The sequence below is a fragment of the Kitasatospora sp. MBT63 genome, assembly GCF_000710465.2.
In the GTDB taxonomy this organism is placed as follows: Bacteria; Actinomycetota; Actinomycetes; order Streptomycetales; family Streptomycetaceae; genus Kitasatospora.
The window spans coordinates 1-3,753 of sequence record NZ_JAIZ01000085.1 but is presented as its reverse complement, the minus strand read 5'-3'; the positions used below and the strand labels follow the sequence as shown (position 1 = coordinate 3,753).

Sequence of the window (3,753 nt, the reverse complement as noted above, 5' to 3'; positions counted from 1 at the left end):
GCCCGAAGAGTTCGTGCGCCGTCCGGTACTGGCCGCCCAGCGCGGACGCGGCGACGACGTAGGCCTGGCTGGGGCCGTTGAAGCGGGCCGTGTGGTGGTAGAGGGTCCGGATCCGGATACCGCGCTTGAGCATCTCCTGATCCCGGACCAGGGCCTCCTGCATCGCCTCGGGGACGCGCGCGCCCCCGCCCGGTTGGGAGGTCAGCACTTCCTTCTGACATCGGTCGGATGCACGGTTGAGGGAGTCCCGGACGTCCTGGAGGTTCTCCAGCACCACCAGGGAACCCGAGGCGGAACGCTGTCTGTAGTAGTGGGGGATGAACCGGTTGAGTTCCTGTCTGACCTGTGCCAGTCGCTGCCGCTGCTCGTAGATCTGGGCCTCCACCGGGGCGGAGATCTGGGCGGCGGCGGTCTCGGGCGCAACCGCGAACAGGTCGGCCGGGTTGTCCGGGTTGGTCTGCAGCAGGCGGGCCCGCAGCAGACGCTCGACACTCGCCTCGGCTTCCTGCGGGCCGACCGCGACGGCGGCCGCTATCGCGGTGTGGTCGGCCCTGCCGTGCTCGACCACCCAGGTGTAGACGGCCATGTCCAGGTCCTGCAGACCGCTGGAGGCGGTCTGCATCTCCAGCGCGGTGTCGTCCATCATGTTCGTCGTTCTCCCTCACCGGGCGTGCTGTGTGTTTTTCGGTCCCCTGCCCGTCCGCGCCGGGACGGCCTGTCGCCGTACCTCCCGGCGGGGAGGCACGGCGACAGGCCGCGGGGCGGTGCGTCCGGCGGAGGTGTGCGGTCCTCGTCATCGGACCGCGGTGGGTGGTCAGTCCAGGGTGCGGTCCTGCACGGCCCGCAGGATCTCCTCGACGGCTTCGTCCACCGGGACGAAGTTCTTCTGCTCGCCGTTGCGGTAGCGGAAGGAGACCGCTCCCTGGGCGACGTCCTCCTGTCCGGCCAGCAGCATGTAGGGGACCTTCTGCTGCTGGGCGGTGCGGATCTTCTTCTGCATCCGGTCCGAGCCGGCGTCGACCTCCACCCGGATGTCGTGCCCACGCAGGCGCTCGGCGATCTGCTGCAGGTAGGGGACCTGGTCGCCGGTGATCGGGATGGCCACCACCTGGACCGGGGCCAGCCAGGCGGGGAAGGCGCCCGCGTAGTGCTCGGTGAGCACCCCGAGGAACCGTTCGATCGAACCGAACAGTGCCCGGTGGATCATGATGGGCCGTTCCCGGGTCCCCTCTGCCGACTGGTACTCCAGCTCGAAACGCTGCGGCAGCTGGAAGTCCACCTGGATGGTCGACATCTGCCACGACCGGCCGATCGCGTCCCGGGCCTGGACGGAGATCTTTGGCCCGTAGAACGCGGCGCCGCCCTCGTCCAGGACCAGCTCCAGGTTCTCCCGCCCGGCCGCCTCGCGCAGCGCCGCGGTGGCCTGCGCCCAGTCCTCGTCCGAGCCGACGTACTTGGGACTGGCCGGGTCCCTGGTCGACAGCTCCAGGTGGAAGTCGGTCAGGCCGTAGTCCGCGAGCAGGTCGAGGACGAATCGCAGCACGCTGCGCAGCTCGTCGCCGAGCTGGCCGGGGGTGCAGTAGATGTGGGCGTCGTCCATGGTGAGTCCGCGCACCCGGGTCAGGCCGTGCACCACGCCGGACTTCTCGTACCGGTAGACCGTCCCGAACTCGAAGAGCCGCAGCGGCAGTTCACGGTAGGAACGCCCGCGCGACCGGTAGATCAGGTTGTGCATCGGGCAGTTCATCGGCTTGAGGTAGTAGGTCGCGCCCTCGTCCAGCTCCATCGGCGGGTACATGCCGTCCGCGTACCACTGCAGGTGGCCCGAGGTGCGGAACAGGTTCTCCTTGGTGATGTGCGGGGTGGTGACGAACTGGTAGCCCGCCTGGCGGTGGCGCTTGCGCGAGTAGTCCTCCAGCGCCTGGCGCAGCGCGGTGCCCTTGGGGTGGAAGACCGGCAGGCCGGAGCCGATCTCGTCGGGGAAGGAGAACAGGTCGAGTTCGGCGCCGAGCCTGCGGTGGTCGCGCTTCTCGGCCTCGGCGAGGAGGTCCAGGTGCGCCTTCAGTGCGTCCCTGGACGGCCAGGCGGTGCCGTAGATCCGCTGGAGCATCGGGTTCTTCTCGCTGCCGCGCCAGTAGGCGGCCGCGTTGCGCATCAGCTTGAACGCCGGGATGTGGCGGGTCGACGGCAGGTGGGGGCCGCGGCAGAGGTCCTTCCAGCACGGCTCGCCGGTCTCGGCGTCCAGGTTGTCGTAGACGGTCAGTTCGCCGGCGCCGACCTCGACGTCCGTGCCGTCGTCGTGCGAGGGCGAGCCCTTGAGGCCGATCAGTTCCAGCTTGTACGGCTCGTTCGCGAGTTCCTCGCGGGCGGCCTCGTCGGTGACGACGCGCCGGGAGAAGCGCTGGCCGCGCTTGACGATCTCCTGCATCTTCTTCTCGACGGCCTTGAGGTCCTCGGGCGTGAACGGCCGCTCGACGTCGAAGTCGTAGTAGAAGCCGTTCTTGACGGGCGGACCGATGCCGAGCTTGGCCTCGGGGAAGAGGTTCTGCACGGCCTGGGCCATGACGTGTGCGGTGGAGTGGCGCAGGATGTCCAGGCCGTCCGGGCTGGTGATCTCCACCGGTTCGACGGTGTCGCCGTCCGCGGCCGGGGTGTCCAGGTCGCGCAGTTCGCCGTTGACGCGGACCGCGATCACCGCGGGGTCGTCCGCGTAGAGCGTCGTGCAGGGGGTGCCCGTCGGAACCGTCTCGGTGGACTGCTGGTCGTTGCGGGTGACGTGGAGGGTCACGGTGCTCAAGAGGGCTCCTTGGGCGTGGTTCGAGGGGCTTGGGGATCATAGCTTCAGGTGGGGACGGCGACGTCGCCCCCGACGGACTGCCGCCGGGAGGGCCAAGGGCTCTCCGTGCGGCGGGGAGGGGCCGTTCACGCGAGTGCGCCGGCGCGCGCCGCCCGGCGCAGCCCCCAGGGCACGAGCAGCACGGCGATGACGGCCCATCCCGCCAGTACCGACGTCTCGGCGAGGAGTTCGGTCACGGGCAGCCGGCCGTCGCCCGCGAGGCCGCGGATCGCGGTCAGGGCGTGCGTCATCGGGAGCACGGCCGCCACGACGGTGGCCGGGCCGTGGGGGGCCGGGACGTTCACCCCGCCGAACAGCATCATCAGGACCAGGACGCCGGAGGTGAGGAAGCCGCGGGACTCCGGGAACCGCATGCTCAGCGGGGTCAGCGCGAGCGCCATGGCGTAGCACGAGACGGTGCCGAGGACTTCCAGGGCGAGTATGCCGGGCAGGACGGCCGGTTCCGGCCGCCACCCGGTGAACAGCGGGAGCATCAGGGTGGCCAGTGCCGCGGTGAGCGTGGCGTCGCACACCCAGTACACGCCCCGGGCGGCGAGTACCGGCAGGGGTGCCGAGCGGCCGAGCAGCAGCAGCGGCAGGGTGCCCGAGCGGCGTTCGGCGGCGCAGGAGGCGATCACGCCCAGGGCACCGAGCGGGCCGAGCAGGGCGGCGTTGCCGAGGGCGATGGCGCCGGCGCTGCCCGGGGTGCCGAGCAGCCGGCCGAGCGAGGCGAAGAAGGCGACCTGCGCGAGCATCCTCAGGACCCAGCCGAACAGCCAGCTGCGCCAGGTGAACATCCGGCGGTAGTCCGCGAACCCGGCGTGCACGCCGAGCCCGAAGAGGTACAGCCGCCGGTCCGCGGAGCGCAGGAGAGCGGCCGGTGTACGCCGGGTCGCGGCGGTGGGGGCGGGGGTGGG

The 3,753-nt window shown here is 70.8% G+C and carries 2 protein-coding genes and 1 pseudogene; all 3 read right to left on the bottom strand.

Annotated features, from left to right (window positions below; translation table 11 throughout):
• A pseudogene (locus AA75_RS05770) lies at positions 1-646 on the bottom strand (LuxR family transcriptional regulator); the annotation flags it as partial.
• Between the two features lie 168 nt (positions 647-814).
• On the bottom strand, positions 815-2,695 hold the full coding sequence (thrS, locus tag AA75_RS05765; protein ID WP_233288937.1) for a threonine--tRNA ligase: 1,881 nt from the start codon (positions 2,693-2,695) through the stop codon (positions 815-817).
• Positions 2,696-2,922: 227 nt separating this feature from the next.
• Positions 2,923-3,753: hypothetical protein (locus AA75_RS49075; RefSeq protein ID WP_033818671.1), on the bottom strand; the 831-nt coding region annotated here is incomplete at its 5' end.